Source organism: Caulobacter sp. BP25 (assembly GCF_002737755.1).
GTDB lineage: Bacteria > Pseudomonadota > Alphaproteobacteria > Caulobacterales > Caulobacteraceae > Caulobacter.
The window spans coordinates 404483-423343 of the sequence record NZ_PEGH01000018.1; the positions used below are offsets into that span (position 1 = coordinate 404483).

The 18861-nt window shown below is 68.4% G+C and carries 17 protein-coding genes and 1 pseudogene; 10 read left to right on the forward strand and 8 right to left on the reverse strand.

The genetic code is table 11. The features are described from left to right. Positions 1-306 precede the first annotated feature (306 nt). The 8 genes and pseudogenes from CSW59_RS15740 (at position 307) to CSW59_RS15770 (ending at position 5776) form a co-directional block, all read left to right on the forward strand. Positions 307-651: an endonuclease domain-containing protein gene (locus tag CSW59_RS15740; protein ID WP_099444928.1), complete on the forward strand. Its 345-nt coding sequence runs from the start codon at positions 307-309 to the stop codon at positions 649-651. Positions 652-720: 69 nt separating this feature from the next. Next, positions 721-885: a hypothetical protein gene (locus CSW59_RS20975; RefSeq protein WP_099444929.1), complete on the forward strand. Its 165-nt coding sequence runs from the start codon at positions 721-723 to the stop codon at positions 883-885. Further along, complete coding sequence (locus CSW59_RS15750; protein WP_066730332.1) at positions 885-1067, forward strand: DUF3606 domain-containing protein; 183 nt, start codon at positions 885-887, stop codon at positions 1065-1067. Before CSW59_RS20975 ends, CSW59_RS15750 begins: the two co-directional genes overlap by 1 nt. A gap of 62 nt (positions 1068-1129) precedes the next feature. Next, positions 1130-1303, forward strand: coding sequence for a DUF3606 domain-containing protein (locus CSW59_RS15755; RefSeq protein ID WP_099444930.1), 174 nt, complete (start codon positions 1130-1132; stop codon positions 1301-1303). 455 nt (positions 1304-1758) lie between these two features. Next, positions 1759-1873 (forward strand): annotated as a pseudogene (locus CSW59_RS21915) (hypothetical protein); the annotation flags it as partial. A gap of 85 nt (positions 1874-1958) precedes the next feature. Beyond that, complete coding sequence (locus CSW59_RS15760) at positions 1959-3494, forward strand: class I SAM-dependent methyltransferase (protein WP_099444931.1); 1536 nt, start codon at positions 1959-1961, stop codon at positions 3492-3494. A 99-nt stretch (positions 3495-3593) separates the two neighbouring features. Further along, entirely contained in the window at positions 3594-3809 is a 216-nt protein-coding gene (locus CSW59_RS15765) for a hypothetical protein (RefSeq protein WP_099444932.1), read from the forward strand. A gap of 98 nt (positions 3810-3907) precedes the next feature. Continuing rightward, entirely contained in the window at positions 3908-5776 is a 1869-nt protein-coding gene (locus tag CSW59_RS15770) for an AMP-binding protein (RefSeq protein WP_099444933.1), read from the forward strand. Between the two features lie 4 nt (positions 5777-5780). Here the strand turns inward: CSW59_RS15770 and CSW59_RS15775 are convergent, their stop codons facing one another. After that, a complete protein-coding gene (locus CSW59_RS15775) occupies positions 5781-8198 on the reverse strand; it encodes a M20/M25/M40 family metallo-hydrolase (RefSeq protein WP_099444934.1) in 2418 nt (805 codons plus the stop codon). Between the two features lie 185 nt (positions 8199-8383). Further along, the gene (locus tag CSW59_RS15780) at positions 8384-10900 is read right to left on the reverse strand and encodes a TonB-dependent receptor (protein ID WP_099444935.1); all 2517 of its coding nucleotides are present in this window, start codon (positions 10898-10900) and stop codon (positions 8384-8386) included. Positions 10901-11147: 247 nt separating this feature from the next. Here CSW59_RS15780 and CSW59_RS15785 point away from each other — a divergent pair, with 247 nt between their 5' ends. Together CSW59_RS15785 and CSW59_RS15790 are read left to right on the forward strand one after the other, a co-directional pair. After that, positions 11148-12662: a protein adenylyltransferase SelO family protein gene (locus tag CSW59_RS15785; RefSeq protein WP_369825784.1), complete on the forward strand. Its 1515-nt coding sequence runs from the start codon at positions 11148-11150 to the stop codon at positions 12660-12662. 23 nt (positions 12663-12685) lie between these two features. After that, complete coding sequence (locus tag CSW59_RS15790; protein WP_099444936.1) at positions 12686-12811, forward strand: hypothetical protein; 126 nt, start codon at positions 12686-12688, stop codon at positions 12809-12811. Between the two features lie 18 nt (positions 12812-12829). On the opposite strand, the gene CSW59_RS15795 is transcribed toward CSW59_RS15790, so the two are convergent. The 6 genes from CSW59_RS15795 to CSW59_RS15815 all read right to left on the reverse strand — a co-directional run bounded on the left by CSW59_RS15795 (position 12830) and on the right by CSW59_RS15815 (position 18552). After that, positions 12830-13606: a polysaccharide deacetylase family protein gene (locus CSW59_RS15795; RefSeq protein WP_099444937.1), complete on the reverse strand. Its 777-nt coding sequence runs from the start codon at positions 13604-13606 to the stop codon at positions 12830-12832. A 7-nt stretch (positions 13607-13613) separates the two neighbouring features. After that, entirely contained in the window at positions 13614-14447 is an 834-nt protein-coding gene (locus tag CSW59_RS15800; RefSeq protein ID WP_099444938.1) for a glycosyltransferase family 2 protein, read from the reverse strand. 121 nt (positions 14448-14568) lie between these two features. Beyond that, positions 14569-15870 (reverse strand): TonB-dependent receptor, encoded by a 1302-nt coding sequence (locus CSW59_RS21465; protein ID WP_236632242.1) that lies wholly within the window; start codon positions 15868-15870, stop codon positions 14569-14571. Positions 15871-15989: 119 nt separating this feature from the next. After that, positions 15990-16823, reverse strand: coding sequence for a TonB-dependent receptor plug domain-containing protein (locus tag CSW59_RS21470; protein WP_236632243.1), 834 nt, complete (start codon positions 16821-16823; stop codon positions 15990-15992). Between the two features lie 165 nt (positions 16824-16988). Beyond that, entirely contained in the window at positions 16989-17966 is a 978-nt protein-coding gene (locus tag CSW59_RS15810) for a FecR domain-containing protein (RefSeq protein WP_099444939.1), read from the reverse strand. Positions 17967-18051: 85 nt separating this feature from the next. Next, positions 18052-18552, reverse strand: a complete 501-nt coding sequence (locus CSW59_RS15815) for an RNA polymerase sigma factor (protein WP_099444940.1) — start codon at positions 18550-18552, stop codon at positions 18052-18054. Positions 18553-18861 lie beyond the last annotated feature (309 nt).

Consider the following 18861-nt stretch of genomic DNA (forward strand, 5'->3'; position numbering starts at 1 on the left):
GCGACGCGAAGCGTCGGCCTTGAGTGACCTGGACAGCCCGGCGATCGTCTCGCCGTGAGATGTAAGCATGGCTCCCTTCCCGGGCGGGGAGGGGCGTCGCGACTCCCTCTCCCATGGGGAGAGGGCCGGGGAGAGGGGGTAAGCCGCCAGCCGGAGCGCCGGCAGGGCGGCGGCCCTCGTAATCCCTCTCCCTCCCACCGCTGCGCGGCGGGCCCCGCCCTCTCCCGCCGGGAGAGGGATCGGAAAGCGGGAAATCCCGATTCCTTCCGTTGAAAGCGCCCAAAGGTCGAGCTCATCCTCCCCGCCATGGACGCCACCGCCAACGCCCGCCGCCTGCGCCAATCCCAGACCCTGGCCGAGAAGACGCTGTGGGGCCTGGTCCGGGCGCACCGGCTGGGCGGGTTCAAGTTCAGGCGGCAGGTCCCGATCGGCGGCTACTTCGCCGACTTTGTCTGCGAACAGAGCAAGCTGATCGTCGAGCTGGACGGCGCCGCGCACGACGGGCGCGAGGATTACGACGCACGCCGCACGCAGGCGCTTGAGTTGTTCGGCTATGCCGTGCTGAGGTTCCGCAACGAGCGGGTCTTGGCCGATCCCGGCGGGACGGCGGATGACATTCTGGCGGCGCTGCGGGGCGCGCGGCCGGGGTGAAACCCCTCTCCCGACCGCTTCGCGGCCACCCTCTCCCTCTGGGAGAGGGATTGGGCTACCCTCCCGCCCATGACCACCGATACCCCACCCGCCGAGACCCCGATCCAGCGCGCTCTGCGTCTGAAGCAAGCCGCGCTCGACGCGCGGCCCAAGCCCCCGCGCGGGGGCAAGTTCCAGCGCCAGCAAGCGGCGCGCGTGGCGACGGGCGCGTCCAAGCCGTGGATGAGCCGCTGATGGCCGGCCTGAAAGATAAGCGCGGCTTCATCGACAAGGACCGCCTGGATCTCTCCGAGCGCCAGGCCGTCGAATACTGGATGAAGCGCTGGGGCGTGACCCGCGACCAGATCACCGCCGCCCACCGCAAGGTCGGCAAGATGACCAAGGACATCGCCGCCGAGCTTGGCAAGAAGCGCTGAGCCGCGCGGGCGGGCGGAACCCTTGGGTCCGCCACGGCTTGGACTCCGTGAAGGAGACCGCCATGCCCGACCACCACCCCCATCCCGCCGCCACCCGGATCGACGTCCGCGAGCCCGAGGCCGTGCGCTACTGGACCGAGATGCTGGGCGTCACCGAGGACGTCCTGAACGAAGCCGTCGATCATGCGGGGTCTGGCGAGGAAGAGGTGCGCAAATATATCGGCAGCAATAGCTGAGGGGGTTCAGTTCCTCCCCCGCATCGCGGGGGAGGAACTTTACGAGCGTTCAAGGCGCTCTATGCTCGGCGTATCCGGAATCGAACCTAACGATTTCAACCACTTCTCACTTTTACACGCCGCTGGATCATCCGCGTTGAAACCCCCTCCATACTCTTCCTCACCCGATGGCTTGGAAGGGACGTCCGGCCGGCGATCGTGACGGCTGTCGGGGGTGGTTGAGCGGGACAGGGTTTGGGCTGAAATCGCCCGAACGGTCCGGGGACCGGGTCGCCAGCCCGGCCCGCCCGCCGGGGGCCTCTTTCGGAAGCGGGTTAAAACCCCGCGCGTCGAAGGCTCACCGGATAACGACTGCGCGGAGCGCCTGGCTTCGTCGAAACGGTACTCACTATCCATACTCCGGACGAATGTCCGGGCGCTCCGCATCCCCTTCCGAACCTTCAGCGAGCGATCGCGTGAGGCTGATTTCACTTGCCCCCACCTGGCCGCTTCGCGGCCGTCCGCCCCCATAGGGGGCAGAAGGCGCCCCTTCTTCCCCCTCCGGGGGAGGAGCGCGCCAGCGCGGAGGGGGCAAGTGACGCAACGCCGCTCTTTCTCCCCCTTGCCCCCGCCCTCCGCCCGGCCCACCGTGGCCCTGACTCGGGGAGAGGCACGGATGAACGAAGACTGGAGCGCCGGCTATGTGGTCGAGATGGGGTACACCTACGGGGTCTATCCCGAGCTGAACCCGGTTCGGTCGGCCTTTCCGCTGGCGCTGAAGGGCCTGCGGGCGCCGAAGATCGAGACGGCCTGCGAGCTGGGCTTTGGCCAGGGCTGCTCGGCGGCGGTGCATGCGGCCACGCAGGCCGACATCGAATGGTGGGGCTGCGACTTCGCCCCGGCCCATGCGCTGTTCGCCCGCGACCTGGTTTCCGCCAGCGGGGCCAAGGCCCACTTCTTCGACGACGCCTTCGACGAGTTCGCCGCGCGGCCGGACCTGCCGGACTTCGACTTCGTGGCCCTGCACGGCGTCTGGAGCTGGGTCAATGACGCGGCGCGGGACAAGATCGTCGCCTTCCTGCGCCGCAGGCTGAAGCCCGGGGGGCTGGCCTACATCTCCTACAACACCCAGCCGGGCTGGGCCGTGGCCGGGCCGCTGCGTCACCTGATGAAGCGCCACGCCGAGACGCTGGGCGCGCCGGGCCTGGGGCCCGCCGTCAACCTCGACGCCGCGCTCTCGACCATGCAGCGCTTCTTCGCCGAGGACCCGCTCTATTCCCGGCTCAATACCAACGTAATCGACCGGCTGGAGGCCCTGCTCAAGCAGGACCGCGCCTACATGGTCCACGAGTACATGAACCGAGACTGGCATCCGATGTGGTTCGCCGACGTCGAGGCGCGGCTGTCGGCCGCCAAGCTGTCGTTCGCGACCTCGGCCTTCATGCCCGAGCAGGTGGAGGCGCTGAACGTGGCGCCGGGCATGGCCGCCTTCCTGAGCACGCTGCCCGACCCGTCGCTGCGCGAGACGTTCCGCGACTTCGCCGTCAACGCCCAGTTCCGGCGCGACTACTGGCTGCGCGGGCTCTCGCCCCTGGCGCCCGCCGACCAGCGCCGGGCCCTGCGCGACCAGCGCGTGGTGCTGGCCAAGCCGGTCGCCTTGCCGCTGGACAAGGCGCGCGGGTCCTTCGCCGAGGTCGCCCTGGAGGGGCCGCTGTACGACGCGATCCTGGAGACGCTGGGCGACGCCCAGCCGCGCCCGATCGGCGAGCTGGAAGCGGTCGCGCCCGAGGGGACGAGCTTCCTGCAGCTGACCACGGCCCTGGCCCTGCTGATCTCCCAGGGCGTCGTGGCCTTGGCGCAGGGCGCGGAGACGGCGGCGCGCGGGGCGGGGACGGCGCGGGCCCTGAACCTGGAGCTGGCCCGGCGGGCGGCCGAGGCGACGGACCTGTCGTTCCTGGCCTCGCCGGTGACCGGCGGCGCCATCCCGGCCCAGCGCTTCCACCAGCTGTTCTGGCTGGCGCGGGAGCGGTCGGGCGGCGGGCCGGCCGACTGGGCGGCCTTCGCGGCTCAGACGCTGGCGGCGCAGGGCCAGGCCCTGGTCGCGGGCGGCGGGGCCTTAGCGCCCGACGCGGCCAAGGCGGCGCTGGAGGCCCAGGCGATCGCCTTCGCCGACACCGTCCTGCCGGTCTGGCGGGGCCTGGGCGTCGCATAAAATTGACAGAACGTCGCAGGGACGGCGGCGTCGAGGCCTGTCATCGTCGAGGCGTCTTTCGAGGGATTCGGAAAGGCGCACGCGGCGGGAGCGACCGGCATGGCGGGTCTGGACGTTGGTGGCGTTGAGCTTGAGTTCCCCTGCCCCCGCTGCGGCGAGGGGGCCCGCGCCACGATCGAGACGGTGCGGTTCCTGCCCGTGATCGACTGCGGCTGCGGCGAGCGGTTCGGGGTGTGCCTCGAGACCTTCGCCCAGCAGGTCTCCTCGGTCGAGGCGGCGGCAAAGGCGTCTCGCAGGCCGCGCCGGCGGGCCTGACGGGCGCTCCAAGGCCTGTTTCCGCGACGTCAGTCTTGCCGCGCGGCCGGTTTGGCTTCACCGTCAACAGAACAACGATAACTTGAGGGAGTGAGACCATGACGCCGCCCGACGGCGGCTCGCCGGTGCGCGAGCCTTCCGCCGCTCCGTTCAAGCCGCTGCCGATGAGGGGGCCCGACGTCAGCGTCGAGCGCCGGGCCGACGGCTCGATCGTCATCACCTCGAACCATCCTCCCGGGGAAGGCCCCCGCTCGATCGCCCACCTGTTCGCCCAGAAGGCGGCCGAGCATCCTGAGCGACCCTACCTCAAGCAACGCGAGCCGGGGCATGGCCCTTGGCGGCAGGTGACCTACGGCGAGGCCCTGCGCCAGGTCGAGGGGATCGGCCAGTGGCTGCTCGACCAAGGCCTGACGGCGGGCGACAGCGTCATGATCCTGTCGAGTAACTCTATCGAGCACGCCCTGATGACGCTGGGGGCCTATGCCGCCGGCGTGCCGGCCGCGCCGGTCAGCCCGGCCTACAGCCTGATCTCGACCGACCACGCCAAGCTCAAGCACTGCTTCGAGCGCGTGGCGCCGCGCGTCGTCTTCGCTCAGAGCGGGGCGATGTTCGCCAAGGCGCTGGAGGTCCTGAAGGGCCTGGACCCGACCCTGCTGATCGTCACCGGCGACGGGACGGGCGAGGGCGCGATCTCTTATGCGACGGTCGCAGCCACGACGCCCACCCCGGCGCTGAAGGCGGCGCTGGAGAGCGTGGGCCCCGCGACCGTGGCCAAGTACCTGTTCACCTCCGGCTCGACCGGCATGCCCAAGGCCGTGCCCCAGAGCCACGGCATGATGGCCGGGGTCATCGCCGGCCAGGAGGGCCTGCGCGCCGATGAGCCCGAGACGGGCGAGGTCTCCCAAAGCCTGGAGTGGATGCCCTGGAGCCACATCTCGGCGGGCAACATCACCTTCAACGCCGTGATCTGGGGCGGCGGCACGCTGCACATCGACGAGGGCAAGCCGCTGCCGGGCATGTTCGAGACGACGATCAAGAACCTCTACGAGGTCTCGCCGATCGTGTTCGGCTCGGCCCCGATCGCGTTCTCGATGCTGGCCGAGGCGATGGAGAAGGACCCGGACCTGCGGCGCTCGTTCTTCAAGAACCTGCGCTATATGGGCTACGGCGGCGCGACCCTGTCCAACGACGTCTATGAGCGGATTCAGGCCCTGGCCGTGGCCGAGACCGGCCACCGCATCCCGCTGACCACCATGTACGGCGCGACCGAGACGCAAGGCGTCACCGTGACCCACTGGATCACCGAGCGGGTTGGCCTGGTCGGGCTTCCCCTGCCGGGGATCCAGCTGAAGCTGGCCCCCAGCGGCGCCAAGTACGAGGTGCGGGTCAAGGGCCCGACCGTGGCGGCCGGCTATCACAAGGACCCGGAAAAGACCGCCGCCGCCTTCGACGAGGAAGGCTTCTACCGGCTGGGCGACGCGGCGCGGTTCGTCGATCCGGACGATCCGGCCAAGGGCCTGGTTTTCGACGGCCGGGTGACCGAGGACTTCAAGCTGGACACCGGCACCTGGGTCAGCGTCGGCGTGCTGCGTCCCGACCTGGTCGCAGCTTGCAGCCCCTACATCCACGACGCGGTGATCACCGGCCAGGACAAGCCGTTCATCGGCGCCATGCTGTGGCCCTCGCCGGCGGGCCTGGCGGCCCTGGTCGCCGATCCGGAACCGGGCACGCCGCTGGAGAAGCTGGTGGCGATCCTGCGCCAGCGGCTGGCCGCCTTCAACGCAGCGGCGGGCGGATCCTCGCGGCGCGTGGCGCGCTTCACGATCCTGACCGAGGCGCCCTCGATCGACGCGGGCGAGATCACCGACAAGGGCTACGTCAACCAGCGGGCGACGCTGGAACGCCGCGCCGATCGCGTCGCGGCCCTCTACGAGAAGGACCCGGGCGAGGGGGTCTTCGCGGTCTGAGGTCTCACCAGCTGGCCTGGCCCCGCACCAGCACCGCCGTCTTGTCCGACATGCCGAAGGCCATCAGGCTGGCGGGCTTGGGCGGCGGGGCCTTGGCCAGGGTCGGCCAGCCATTGTGATACTCCAGCGCCGCGACCTCGACCTGGCCAGGCCCCCGCGTCGTGAAGCTGAGCGTGACGCCGCTGGGGTCGGGGGCATGATAGGTCAGGGTCGTCCACTGGCCGGCCTGGGTCGCGAGGGTGATCGGGCGGCCGTTGAGGCGAGGCTCGCTGAGGGCCGTGCTGGGCTTGAGGCGGAGGCTGACCCACTCGGCGCCTGGAGCGGGGGTCAGTCTGACCAGCAGGCGATCCTCGGCGCGGTCGAACGAAAGCTGCGGGGCTTCGACCGGAACGGCTCGGGTTTCCGACATCCAGACAGGCTTGCGCCAGAACGGCGCCAGGGTCCGCTGGGCCGCCGCAGAGCCGCCGTCGTCGGGCAGGGCGGCCTTGGTCCAGGCGTCGAGGCGCGGCAGCTCGGCGACGCGCCAGGCCTTGTCGGTCGACAGGTCGGCGACGTGCAGGGCGCTGGTGGGGGCGGGGCGTTCGGCGGTTCCTTCCCGCAGGGCCGATGCGGTGATCAGGCTCCCGCCGGCCACGACCAGGACGGCGGCGGCGCGCCAGGCCCAGCGGGTGGCGGCGAACTCGTGGGTCAGGGGCGACAGGGCTGGGGCGGCCAGCATGGCGAACAGGGCCAGCACCGCCGGCGCCTGCAGGCCAAGACCCGCGAAGGTAAAGGCGCCCCAAGCGGTCAGCTGGGCCAGGGAGACGGTGGCGAGCGCGCCGATCACGACTGTCAGGGCCAGGGCTGCGCGCTTGTCCCGCGTCCCGCCCAGACCAACCGCCAGGGCGACGCCAAGGGCGCCGACCAGCAGCGGCCAGGTCAGCATCACGGTCGCGCCGGGGGCCAGAACCTGAGCGGTCGTCGCCAGGACGAGCAGCACCACCAGGCCGCCGATCCAGCCGCCCAGCGCGTCGGTCCGATGTCCCAGGGTCAGAGCGGCCAGGACGCTGGTCGCGACACCGAGGGCGAGACCGACCTGATCAAAGCCGCCGGCCAGGCTGCACGCGGCGCCGAGGGCGAGCGCCGCGACACAGGGGATGATCCGGCGGGCGCCGCGCGCCATGGCTGTGGCGACGGCGAGGCCCGCGGCGATCGCCAGTAGGACGGCGCCCCACAGCATCTGATCAAAGCCGACCAGAAGGCCGTAATAGCGCTGGATGTCGCGGACCATCAGCAGCCGGCCGGCCAGATGCAGGATCAGGGCGGCGGTCGTCGCCAGCAGCAGCAGGCCCGCCGCGCCCCGGGCGATCTCCCAGCCGCTGGCGGCGCCAAGGCTCAGCGTGCGCCAGGCGGCGAACAGGACCAGCAGCGCGGCCACGCCCAGCAACACCCAGCCGACGATCGGCGGATAGCTGATCAGCACCTGGCCCAGAACGTCGGAATAGATCGCGTCGGACGTCTTGGCCGGCAGTTCGGCCGCGTCGGCCAGGGCTCGGATCGTCGGCAGGGTCTGGTCGCCCACATGCTGCAGGCTGCCCTTCTCCAGATGATCCGGACGGGCGAGCGGCGTGTGATAGGCGAGCTGGTTGTCGATGAAGGCCAGGTTCAGGCCGGGCAGGCCCTTGCGCACCGCGTGGGTAAAGTCGGTATCGTTGGGCATTCTCGCATAGACCGTCGAGGCCAGCGAGTTGGCCGAGGGCCCTTTGGCGGCGCCGGCGAAGACGCTGATCAGGGCGCCGTTACTCGGGCCGGTCTGGAACATCGCCGCCCGCCCGGCGTCGCCTCGGGCCTCCAGGTTCACGACCAAGCCTACGCGGCGGGCCAGCGGGTCGCGGGCGAAGAACGCCTCGGCGCCGAGAAGGCCTGGCTCCTCGGCGTCGGTGAACAGGAAGATGACATCGCGTCTGGTCGCGCCGTCGGCCTTCAAGGCGCGGGCGATCTCGAGAGCGGCGGCGACCCCGGCCGCGTCATCCGCCGCGCCGGGCGAGTTATGGACCGAGTCATAGTGGCTCATGACCAGGACGGCGGGCAGGTCTCGCCGGGTTCCGGGCAGCACGCCGACCAGGTTCTGCACCGAGGCGACGGTCAGGGCGCGACGATCCTTGCCATTGGCGTGAAAGCCTTGGTCGGGGCGAACCCAGACCTCCAGACCCAGCTCGCCCATTCGCGTCAGGAGATGATCCCGCACCCGCGCGATCTCGGCCGAGCCCGTGGGATGCGGGGCTTGAGCCATGGCGACGACGTCGGTCATGGCGCGCTGGGCCGAAAAGGCGGCGGGCGGAGCGTTGGCGGGCAGAGGCGCTGGCGTGCGCAGGCTCCACGCGCCCAGCGTCAGGCCGAGCACGAGGCAGATCCAGATTCCCAGGAAGCGGATCGTCTTCATGCTGGCGGTCTCCCGGCGTCAACTCTACCCCCGGACCATGCTGAGGTGATGCGCGGTCGTCCGGAAGCCCGGAAAGCGGAAAAGGTCGAAGGCGGAAAAGAAAAGGGCGACCCGGTTGCCCGGATCGCCCTTCCCTCTTCCGAAAGCCCTCGGAGGCAGGCGCCCCCGAAGGTTCCCCCTCCCGGCTAGAACCGCGAGCGCAGCGTCAGACCATAGGTCCGGGGGGCGCCCAGGAACGCGTCGTAGGTGATGGTGTCCAGCGCCGCATTGTAGGTGCTCTGGGTGGCGCTGAGGCCCGAGGAGCCTTGCAGCGGGCCGTTGAAGGCGACCTGCATGTACTTTTCGTTCAGCAGGTTCTGGGCCCACAGCTCCATGGTCCACCGCTCGTCGGCTGAGCCCAGGCCCACGCGGCCGTTCACGACCGTGTACGCCTTCTGGACCTTCGGCGGGAACAGGTCCGAACCGGTGTTGTAGGACGAAGAGTACTTCGCGCCGATGTTGAAGCGGGCCTTCATGTTGTCGCCGACCGGCGTCTCGTAGGTCAGCGAGCCCGAGGCCGAGTACTTCGGCGCCAGCGACAGTCGGCTGCCGGGCAGCAGCGCCAGGGCGTTGCCCGGATCGTTCGGGATCGGTTGATCGCCGTACTCGGTTACGGCGTAGGTGAAGCCGCTCTGCACCGTCAGGCCGCGAACCGGCGTGAACCACAGGAAGTCGGCGTCGACGCCCGTGGACGTCACCTCGGGGATCGAGCGCACCACGAACGAGGTGCCCAGGAACGTGTTCAGCTGGAAGTCGGTGAACTTCTGATAGAAGCCGCTGACGTTCAGCAGAACCGTGCGGTTGAACAGGGTGTTCTTCAGGCCGATTTCGTAGCTGTCGACGAACTCGGCTGGGAACGAGGTGTCATAGATCGGCACGACGCCCGGGCCGCCCGAAGGCAGGCCGTTCGAGGACTGCGTACGGTCCAGGTTGAAGCCGCCGCCCTTGTAGCCGCGCGCGAAGGACGCGTAGCTGAACACTTCCGGCGAGAAGCGGTACGACGCTTTGATCGTGCCGCTCCACTCCTTGTCCGTCCGCTCCTGCTGCGTGCCGCGACCGTTGAACAGCGCGTTCGCCCAGGGCAGGCAGAGGTTGGCGACCACCGTGCCGGTGGCGGCCGCGCCGACGATGCTGGCGATCCGGGCCTGGCCCGCGGGCGTCAGGGCCGTGCCGCAGCCGACGCCGCCGTCCGAGTTGCTCTGGTAGGTGTCGAGCTTCTTCTTCTCGGACGTGTAGCGCAGGCCCGCGGTGATCTCGAATGAGTCGGTCACGTGCCAGGTGTCGTTGGTGAACAGGGCCACGGTGGTGGCGCGCTGGTCGTAGCGGTCGCGGAAGCCCTGGCCGCCCGCGAAGGACGTGTTGGGCGCGCGGTTCAGCAGCAGGGCGATGAAGTTGGGCACGCCCGCCGGATTGGTGGCGGAGCGCGACAGCAGTCGGCCCAGATACTGTTCGTAGTGGTTGCCGAAATAGAAGTTGGCCCGGTTTTCCAGGCGCTCGTCGGCCAGGAAGGCGCCGATCATCCAGTCGAACTTCTCGTTCCGCCCCGCCAGACGCAGTTCCTGGCTGTAGGTGGTGAACTCGGAATAGTTCGTGCCGTCCTTGTTGCGATAGGTGATGTCGGCCGTGGTGAAGTCGGAGTCCTGCCCGTTGTCGGTGCGCCAGTTGCGGATGGCCGAGATGCTGGTCAGCGAGCCGAAGGGCAGGTCGATGTCGCCCTGCAGCGAAATCCCCTTGTCCTCGATCTTGGCGGGTGCGCCGCGGTTTGAGTAGGCGACGCGGTCGTAGGGATCGGCGGTTGTCGCGAGGGCGCTGGTCTGACCGGAGACCGCCGCCAGGATCGCGGCCGTGGGGCCGGTGCGAATCTGCACCGCGCCGCAGCAGTTCTCGTCGCGGCGGCTGTAGTCCGCGATCACGCGGAAGGTCGAACGGTCGTCCGGAATGAACAGCAGCTGGCCACGAACCGTATAGAAGTTCTGGTCGGCGTCCTGGTCGCGCTTGGACGGGCCGCCGCCGGTGATGACGTCGTTGTAGCCATCGCGCTGACGCGCCGCGACATAGAGGCGGCCAGCCAGCTTGTCTTCGAACAGCGGTCCGGTGACCGAGGCGGACGCGCCCTTGGCCTCGTAGTTGCCAAAGGTCAGCTCGGCGTTGGCGCCGAAGCCGAACTCGGGCTCCTTGGTCATGACGTTGATCACGCCGGCCGAGGTGTTCTTGCCAAAGAGGGTGCCTTGCGGGCCCTTCAGCACCTCGATTCGATCCATCTCGCCGAGATCGCCGAAGCCCACGCCGTTGCGGGGGCGATAGACGCCGTCGATCACCACGCCGACCGAGCTTTCGAGGCCTGGGTTGTCGCCGACCGTGCCGACGCCGCGCACGCGGGCGGTCGTCGAAGCTTCGGAAGAGGTCGAGGTCACCGTCAGGCCGGGGGTCAGGATGGTCAGGTCCTTGATGTCCCTGATGCCGGTGTCCTGCAGCAGCTTGGCGCCGACGGCGGTCACCACGACCGGCACATCCTGCAGATTCTGTTCCCGCTTCTGGGCGGTCACGATAATGCTATCTACGGTTTGAACGTCGCTCTCTTGAGCCTGCGCGGCGCTGGAAGCGCCAAGACCAACGAGGACGACAGCGGACGCAGTGCCGCAAAGCACCTGGGTGAAGCGCATTTCCTACCTCGGTTCATTGGCCCGGAGACGCTTGCCCGTCCCCAGGCTTGTTTTTCGTTGCTCCGCTCGAACGACCGTTCGAATGGATAACCAAGGGTTAGGCGCCGTCCTGGCGTTCGGCAAGCAAAATCCCTTGTGACAAAAAGGCCTAGCCGTCTCTGTTGCTGGGATGTGACAACGTTCGGCGACCGTCATGTACTTTCGAAGAAGGGTTGCGCGCGAGCCGTCTCGGTCTCATCTGGCGACCATGTCCTTGTCGCCCGCCTACCGTCCCGACCCGCGTTTCCAGTCCTTGGGGCGTGATTTCGCCGATCCCGTCGAGGCGGCGGACTTTCCCCAGACGATACTTCGCTACCGCAATGACCGAGCGGCGGCGAGCGTGGGGCTAAGCGCACTGTCAGACGCCGAATGGACCGCTCATTTCGGCCGTTTCGCGCCTCTGCCGGACAACCAGACCGTCCCACTGGCCATGCGCTATCACGGCCATCAGTTCCGAGTTTACAATCCCGACCTCGGCGACGGGCGGGGTTTCTTGTTCGCCCAGCTGCGCGAGGCGGGGAGTGACCGCCTGCTGGATCTGGCCACAAAGGGCTCGGGTCAGACGCCCTGGTCGCGTTCGGGCGATGGCCGGTTGACCTTGAAAGGCGGGGTGCGGGAAGTCCTGGCCGCCAGTCTGCTAGAGGCGCTGGGCGTCCCGACGTCCCGGGCGTTCTCGCTGGTTGAAACGGGGGAGGCGCTGACGCGAGGCGATGAGCCCAGCCCGACCCGCTCGGCCGTGCTGACGAGACTCTCGCACAGCCACATCCGCTTTGGCACGTTCCAGCGCCTGGCCTATTTCGAGCGCCGCGACCTGATCTCGGTCCTGATCGACCACGTCGTCGAGACCTACTTCCCGCATCTGGGCGCCGCGCCGGATCGCTCGGCCGCCCTGCTGGAGGCGGTGGTCGCCGCCAGCGCCCGTCTGCTGGCCCGCTGGATGGCGGCGGGCTTCGTGCATGGCGTGCTCAACACCGACAACATGGTGGTCACCGGCGAGAGCTTCGACTATGGCCCCTGGCGCTTTCTGCCGCGCAACGATCCGAACTTCGTCGCCGCCTATTTCGACCACTCGGGTCTCTACAGCTTTGGTCGCCAGCCCGAGGCGGTGTTCTGGAACCTGCAGCAACTGGCCGCCTGCCTGACGCTAGTCGGCGAGCAGGCCGGACTGCTGGCGGCGCTGAACGGCTTCTCCGAGGCCTATCGGACGGCGCTGCGCGGCGCGATCCTCGACCGGCTGGGCCTCGAGAGTCGCGGTCCCGACCATGATGTCGACCTGGTCAACGCGGCTTTCCGAGCCTTGGCCGAGGGCGGCGACGCGCTGCGCTGGGAGCCGTTCTTCTTCGACTGGTTCGGGGGGAGGCCTCCGAAGCGCGGGCGCTGTCCGGACCGCGGGCGGCGCTGTACGAGGGCGAGGCTTTCCGGGCGTTCCGCGCGCGGCTCGCCGACTACGCCCCCGACCGTCCCGAGCGCCTGGACGATGCGGTGTTCCAGCGTCCCGAGCCGGAGGAGCTTCTCATCGACGAGGTCGAGGTCCTGTGGGCGCAGATCGACCAAGCCGACGACTGGGCGCCGCTCAATGCCAAGTTGGAGCGGATCGAGGCGGCCCGGCGGGCCTATGGGCTGGGCGTCGCGCGTGACGAAAAAGCCGCCCTCTGAATTTTTTCATTCGGGCGCGGAACAACCGTCAAGGTTCCGTCTTACAGTTTCGGCACAGTGCCACTGACGAACGCCGCTTGGAGATTCCCGATGCGCATCTTCCAACCGATCATGCTGGTTTGCGCCGTAGCCATGTCGTTCGTGGGAGCGCTGGGCCTTCCAGGATGCGCCCGCGCCATTGGCGAGTGCCTGCGCGACCGTACAGAACTGGCCTGACGCCAAGCGTTCAGGCGTTCAGGCGCTAAGCGCCGTCAGCGCGCGGGGGGCGGCGCTCATAACGTCCTGTCGCGCCTGGATCGGGAAAGCCGCCAGGAACTGCTCCAGGAACGCCCAGGTCGCCGCGTCGTGATCCAGGTGGTGGGTCAAGAGGCCCATTGGCTCGTCCCACCGACGGGAAAGCCGTCGCTCCGCCATCAGCCGGCGCATCCGCGAGAGGAAGCGCCAGCGTCCCCGGAAGCGGCCGCCACCCTTCCAGCGCAGCACGTCGAGATGCGCGTCCAGGCGCGCGACGCCCTCGCCGTACCCCTGCTCCTGGTCGAAGGCGGACACGGCCGTGATCGCCGAGTCGCCGATCGCCTCGACGACCTGGGGCGCCAGGTTGTTCCAGGGCGGAACGAACAGGGTCGGCTGCGCGCCGGCGCGATGAAACGCCATCACGGTGGCGCGCAGCTGGGCGCGAACCCATTCAAGGCTATCCTCGGGGACCACTTCGCCGAAGCCGCGCCCTTCGGGCTGGCGGTTAATGTGCTTGAAGCCGTGGATCGCGATCTCGACGGACGCTTCCCGCTCGACCCGGCGGACGAGAGCTGGAAGGTGAGGTCCGGCGATCGCCGCCAGGGTCAGCGGGGCGCTGTGGCGACGCGAAAAGTCCAGCAGCTTGTCGAGCGCTTCGCCGGTGGCGCGTGCGTCGTCGTCGCGCCACCACAGGACCGGCGCGTGTCCTGCCTCGGCCCAGAGCCGAAGCTCCCGGCCGAGTAGCAAGCGAAAGGCGAAGGGCGCGGAACGCCGCATGATCCGGCTACTGGCTCACCGCCTCGGCCCGACGCAGCGGCAGGGCGGCCAGCGGCGTAGGAGGGGTCGCGGCGCCCCGGGCGCGGTTCCGGAGGATTTCGCGCGCGCGCAGGTTCGACAGGATCGGGTAGAGACCGGCCATCAGCGAGATCAGGAAGCCCAGGTCGCCCTCCCGATAGCCCTTGCGCGAGACATAGCATTTGAAGAAGCGGCGAACGCCGCGGAACGCGTCGTCAACGATGCTCTTGACCTTGCCGCGATCAGCCAGGTCCAGCGCCCGCAGGGCGGTGTAGCGTGATAGACGGGCGAACATATCGCCGATGTCCTCATCGACCATGTGGCGCAGGGACTGCTTGAGCCGACCGCCATACGCGCCCTCAAGCTTGGCGCCGGGGTGCACCCGTTCGGACTTCCAGGATTTGACCCCTCGGCGGAACAGCCGCGCGGCCGAGGATGTGCCGAACGAACCGCCCCAGCCGTGGCGGACCAATTGGTCGCCGATGTAGTTGTCGATCGGCGTTTGATACCAGTCGGCCGCATCGGAGCGTTCGATGGTTTCGCGAACTTCCTTGGCGAAGGCGAGGCTGACTCCTTCGTCCGCGTCCAGCTCCAGGATCCAGTCGCCGGTGCAGCGCGCCAGGCCGGCATGCTTGCGCGGGCCTTCGATCGGGAAAATGCCGGAAACCACCGTGGCGCCGTACTGACGGGCGATCGCCTCGGTGCCATCGCTGCAACGGTCGGCGACGACGATGATCTCATCGCAGAAGGACAAGGCGGCCAGGCACGAGGGCAGGCGCTGCTCCTCATTGTGGACGCAGAGCAATACGGAAAGCTTGGTCATTACTCGAAATCCCTGATCGAGCGTCCCGCGCCCCGCGGTCGCTCTCACAGAAGATGACGGCGCCGTCAGGGGGCTCCCCCCGGTGTGGCGCTAAGAAATGTTTAAGCTTTGCGACAGCGGCTCAGAAGTGGGCCGAAAGCGCCAGGCTCCAGGTCCGCGGACGCTGAGGCGTGACCTGGCGCACCTGACCGAAGCTGAACGGATTGCCATAGGCGAAGGTGTCGCTGGAGCTGTTCCAGGGATTGCTGACGAACAGCGCGGCCCGCCAGCGATCGGTCATCAGCTGCGCCGACAACTTGCCGGTGTAATAGCCGCCCATGGACGGCGAATAGCGCGGGTCGAAGGTCAGGCGCGAGCGGCCGATGTAGCCGGTTTCGGCCGTGAGCATCAGCGAGGCCTTGGCCGTCAGCGGCCTCTGATAGGTGACGAGGCTTCCGAAGGAGACGTCCGGCACGCCAGGCAGGCTGGCCGTCTCGGCGGCGATGCCAAAGCCTGGCGCGATGCGGGTCAGCTCTGGCTCGTTGAACAGAGCGTTTCCCGACAGGGTCAGACGACGGGTGGCCCGCCAGGCGGCTTCGATCTCGACCCCGCGGTTGCGACCGTCGCCGATATTGGCGGTGTAGGACAGGCCCGAGGTGAAATACTGGTCGGTCTGGATGTCTCGCCAGTCGACGTAGAACAGGGCCGTGCGCAGGTTCAGGCGGCCCTTGAAGGGTGTCAGGGTGGCGCCGAGCTCGTAATTGCGCAGGTGGTCGGGGCGGAAGGCGCGACGAGCCTCGGATGGCGTGACCAGACCGCCCGAGTTGAGGCCGCCGGCGCGGTACCCCTGCGAGGTCAGCACATAGATCATCCCGCCGCCCGACAGGTCGCGCTGCAGCGAGACCTTGGGAGAGAAGCCACTGAACGAGGCGGCGCGATCCAGGTTCCGCGAGACGCCGGGAGACGGCGCCAGTACGTGCGAGCGGGTATGGACCCTGGTCCTGAAGCTTCGGCCGCCCAGCGCGGCCTTCCAGCCGCCGCCAAGATCATAGCTGGCTTCGCCGTAGACCGCGTATTCGCTCAGAAGGTCCTTGCGGTCTTCAGTGTAGACCCTGCGCGTCACGTTCGAGATCCGGGCGCGAAGATCAGCGTCGCTTTCCTCGATGCTGCGCGTGGCGAAAACGCCGACCATCCAGCGCAGCCGACCCCATTCCGGACCAGTATACAGCGCGTCCTCGACAGCCATCCGCACGCGCGAGGATTCGTCGTAGAATCCCAGCTCCAGGCCCTCTTCGGAGAACTGCGTCAGGGCCAGGGTCGCATCGTAGCGGCTGGCGAACTTGTGGGTGACATAACCGGTCACCGACTCGAACTGTCCCCAGTCGCCCGAGCCGCTGATCTTCAGAGAGGTCTGACCCAGCCTGTTGCGGTGTGTCTCCCGCACTTGGTTGGCGCGGCGCGGCCCTCCCGGCGCCAGTGTGACGTACTGGGTGTCCTTGGATGAGACGCTCTGGCCAGCGACGCCCAGGCGGATTTCCCATTCGCCGCGCTCGGTGCGCCAGGCTACGCGTCCCCCCGGCGCGTGGTCTTGTCCACGTTCGACAGGCGCAGGTTCACGTCGTCTAGATAGCCACCGTCGACGTCATGGTAGATCGTCGCCCGCAAGGCCGACTGGGCGCTGGTCGGTACGTTGACGACACCCTCGAAGCGATAGCTGTCGGAGCCGGACTCGGTGTCGGCGAAGGTGGTTCCGGCCGAGGCGGCGTAAACGCCTAGCTCGGGCGCGCGGGTGACGATGCGGTAGATGCCGCTGAGCGAACCGCCGCCGTACAGGGCGCCTTGCGGCCCCCGCAGCACCTCCACCCGCTCCACGTCGATCAGGCGTAGGTCAGGGTCAGGGGCGTTGTAGTTGACCGGCAGATCGTCGAGATACGTCCCCACCGTCGACTGGGTTCGCCCCGTGAAGGTGCCGTCCGAGAGGCCGCGCAGCAGGATTTTGTTACGCCCCGCGCCCAGGTTGGTGGTGATGAAGCCCGTGGTCTGGCGGGCCACAGAGCCGGTCTCGCCCGCGCCGGTGTCCTGCAGCTGGGGCGAGCCGATGACGCTGACCCCGCCGGGCAGGCTGCCCAGACGCGCAGGCCGCTTGCCGGCGGTGACGATCAGCGGGGCCAGCGGGGCCAGCGGCTCGATCACGGTCGGCGTCACGGGACGCAAGGCGATCTGGGGGCGCGGGGCGGGCTTGAGCGGCGAGAAGCGGATCGTATGGGCGTCGATGAAGGCGTAGCCGCAGCCGCTTCCGGCCACGGCGCGGTCCAGAGCTTGGCGGAGCGTGAACAGCCCCACCAGGGGCGCGCCGGGCCCTTTGCAGGCGTCGAGGCCGCCCACGCTGACGCCCATGCGGACGCTCAGTTCGATCAGGGTTTCGGAAGCGGTGGACTTGCGGATGTCCAGGCGCGCGCGTGGCTCGGCGGCGACCGCACCGTGTCCACTAAGGCCAAGTTCCAGAATACTGGCGGCGAAAAGGGAAAGGGCCCGCTTCAGGATCGGGCCCGCTTACGCGCGTCAGTTCGAAGCGGACGGCCTTCCGCGCAGGACAATGGCATCATCGGTCGGCGTCGCCGAAATAGGCATCAGGCTGGTCAGGCGACGGACCATCGCATTCTGGCCATCCACGATCAATACGCCGGAGAACCGAAGTGTCGCGGTGTTTTCCCCTTCGAGGCGAATGGGACGCTCGAAGTAGTGGTTCATGTCGCTGACGATCCGGCCCAGCGGCTGGTCGCGATAGACCAGCCGACCCGAGCGCCAGCCGACCTGGTCTTCCGCCGCCACGGAGCGCACGGTGATGTTCGACGCGCCTTCGACATGCTCCAGCATTTGGCCGGGGCGCAGGCGGATGGGCGTGTCCTTGCCGTCGGTCGAGACCTCGACCAGGCCGCGCAGCACGGTGACGCTAAGCTGACCGTCGCGCCGACGAACGTCGAATCGGGTGCCAAGCACGCGCACCGTCTCGTCGCCGGCGGTGATCAGGAAGGGGCGGGCGCTGTCGTGCGCCACGTCGAACAGGGCTTGACCGTCGTGGACCGTGACGCGGCGTGCGTCCTTTTCCAGGCGAACCGAAATGTGGGAGTCGGTGTTCAGATCGACGCGGCTGCCATCGGCCAGATCAAGCGTACGGTTCTCGCCCTTGGCCGTGGTGTACAGCGTATCGGGCTGGGGCAGCAGCTCGCCCCATGGCGCGATGGTGATCGCGACGGCGGCCGCGGCGGCGGCCGCGCCCAGACCGCCCAGCCATCGCCAGTCGATCGCGAACCCCCGCTTCGCCGCGACACGCCTCGGTTCGGCCAGTTCCCCCCGGATCGCCGAACCTCGCTGGAAGATCTCCTCGTCGACGGCCTGGATGGCGTCATACGCCTCCTGCGCGCCCGGCTCGGAAAGCCAGGCGTCAAACGCCAGCCAGTCGGTCTCATCGACCTCCGGCCGCTGCAGACGGGTCAGCCAATCGGCCGCCTCTTGCAGGTGCTGCGCTGACCGGCTCATCCGGCGTTGCTCCGACGAGGATCCATCATCCCCCTGGGAGAAGACGTCGCCACGATGCTCCGCCCCCTATGGACAATTCCATAAATCACCGAAGTCGCCTCGTCAGGGTTTTTAGGGCCGAGCTGATGTGCTTTTCCACCGTGCTGGTGCTGATGCCCATGCGACGTGCTGTCTCGGCGTGGCTGTGGCCTTCCAGCTTGTGCAGCTGGAAGGCGTGGCGAGTTTTCTCGGGAAGATCGTCGACGGCCTCGGCCAGGGCTCGCAGCCGTTGCCGCGAGTGGACGATTTCGTCGGCCGCCGGCTCGTCCGTCACCTCATGGCCCGCCAGGACGGTGGTGTTGGCTTCGCGCCAGTCATGGTCCCGCGCGCCGGCGCGCTTCTGGCTGCGAAGGCGATCCAGCATCAGGTTCGAGCCAATGCGATGCAGCAGGGCGGACGGGTTATCCACCGCAGCGTCCGCTTCCATCGCCATCAGCCGCAGATAAAGATCCTGCACCAGATCCTCGGCTTCGGCGCGCGAGTTCAGCCGCGCGGCGAAGAAGCGAACCAGATTGGCTCGCTTTTCTGCGTAAAGGCCCAACAGCACGGTCTTGTCCGAGCCTGTTGCGCTCAAAAGATCACCTGCATCGGCAAACCACTGTCCCCCACAGGCGCAGCAATATCCATCAATTGGGCGGAAAGACGATCATTTGTTCCGGCGTCCCGACACCGGTGGCGGAAAACGTTCCCTTGGCCGGGGGCTGGGTCCGCGCCCTGGCTCTCGAAAAGTCTTCCGCTGCCGGATGTTAGCGCGAATGGTTCTCAGAAGCGGCTGGAGTCATTCGAATTTCGGCGTGCGCTCATGTGGCGAAATGTCGCGCAGCTTGAGCTGTGTTCGGAGGAGGGGGCGTCTCTC

Bases quoted from the DNA above. Each gene is read 5' to 3' on its own strand.
- CSW59_RS15740 (WP_099444928.1), top strand. From the start codon at position 307: ATGGACGCCACCGCCAACGCCCGCCGCCTGCGCCAATCCCAGACCCTG.
- CSW59_RS20975 (WP_099444929.1), top strand. From the start codon at position 721: ATGACCACCGATACCCCACCCGCCGAGACCCCGATCCAGCGCGCTCTG.
- CSW59_RS15750 (WP_066730332.1), top strand. From the start codon at position 885: ATGGCCGGCCTGAAAGATAAGCGCGGCTTCATCGACAAGGACCGCCTG.
- CSW59_RS15755 (WP_099444930.1), top strand. From the start codon at position 1,130: ATGCCCGACCACCACCCCCATCCCGCCGCCACCCGGATCGACGTCCGC.
- CSW59_RS15760 (WP_099444931.1), top strand. From the start codon at position 1,959: ATGAACGAAGACTGGAGCGCCGGCTATGTGGTCGAGATGGGGTACACC.
- CSW59_RS15765 (WP_099444932.1), top strand. From the start codon at position 3,594: ATGGCGGGTCTGGACGTTGGTGGCGTTGAGCTTGAGTTCCCCTGCCCC.
- CSW59_RS15770 (WP_099444933.1), top strand. From the start codon at position 3,908: ATGACGCCGCCCGACGGCGGCTCGCCGGTGCGCGAGCCTTCCGCCGCT.
- CSW59_RS15775 (WP_099444934.1), bottom strand. From the start codon at position 8,198: ATGAAGACGATCCGCTTCCTGGGAATCTGGATCTGCCTCGTGCTCGGC.
- CSW59_RS15780 (WP_099444935.1), bottom strand. From the start codon at position 10,900: ATGCGCTTCACCCAGGTGCTTTGCGGCACTGCGTCCGCTGTCGTCCTC.
- CSW59_RS15785 (WP_369825784.1), top strand. From the start codon at position 11,148: ATGTCCTTGTCGCCCGCCTACCGTCCCGACCCGCGTTTCCAGTCCTTG.
- CSW59_RS15790 (WP_099444936.1), top strand. From the start codon at position 12,686: ATGCGCATCTTCCAACCGATCATGCTGGTTTGCGCCGTAGCCATGTCG.
- CSW59_RS15795 (WP_099444937.1), bottom strand. From the start codon at position 13,606: ATGCGGCGTTCCGCGCCCTTCGCCTTTCGCTTGCTACTCGGCCGGGAG.
- CSW59_RS15800 (WP_099444938.1), bottom strand. From the start codon at position 14,447: ATGACCAAGCTTTCCGTATTGCTCTGCGTCCACAATGAGGAGCAGCGC.
- CSW59_RS21470 (WP_236632243.1), bottom strand. From the start codon at position 16,823: ATGGGCGTCAGCGTGGGCGGCCTCGACGCCTGCAAAGGGCCCGGCGCG.
- CSW59_RS15810 (WP_099444939.1), bottom strand. From the start codon at position 17,966: ATGAGCCGGTCAGCGCAGCACCTGCAAGAGGCGGCCGATTGGCTGACC.